General features: G+C 55.9%; 1 rRNA gene. It reads right to left on the reverse strand.

Annotated features, from left to right (window positions below):
• Window positions 1-710: ribosomal RNA gene (locus tag HMPREF3115_RS04500) — 23S ribosomal RNA — on the reverse strand; the annotation flags it as partial.

A 710-nucleotide genomic window follows, 5' to 3' on the forward strand; every position in this document is an offset into this window, starting at 1 on the left:
CCCCTTCACCCTTCTGGCGCAGGCCAGTCAAGCTACAAGGGCGTACCTTATCCCGAAGTTACGGTACCAATTTGCCGAGTTCCTTCTCCCGAGTTCTCTCAAGCGCCTTAGAATACTCATCTCGCCCACCTGTGTCGGTTTGCGGTACGGTCATCGTTAGACTGAAGCTTAGAGGCTTTTCTTGGAACCACTTCCAATTGCTTCGCGACCGAAGTCGCTCGCGCCACACCCTTGAATTCCGCGCCCGGATTTGCCTAAGCGCCTTCTCCAATGCAGCGACCGGGACGTCCAACACCCGGACAACCTTCCGCGATCCGTCCCCCCATCGCATCTAACGACGGTGCAGGAATATTGACCTGCTTCCCATCAGCTACGCATTTCTGCCTCGCCTTAGGGGCCGACTCACCCTACGCCGATGAACGTTGCGTAGGAAACCTTGGGCTTACGGCGAGGGGGCCTTTCACCCCCTTTATCGCTACTCATGTCAGCATTCGCACTTCCGATACCTCCAGCACCCTTTACAAGGCACCTTCGCAGGCTTACGGAACGCTCTCCTACCATGCGAGCAAGCTCGCATCCGCAGCTTCGGTATATGGCTTAGCCCCGTTACATCTTCCGCGCAGGACGACTCGATCAGTGAGCTATTACGCTTTCTTTAAAGGGTGGCTGCTTCTAAGCCAACCTCCTGACTGTTTTAGCCTTCCCACTTC

This window comes from Burkholderia sp. HMSC10F09 (genome assembly GCF_001806955.1).
GTDB lineage: Bacteria > Pseudomonadota > Gammaproteobacteria > Burkholderiales > Burkholderiaceae > Burkholderia > Burkholderia multivorans.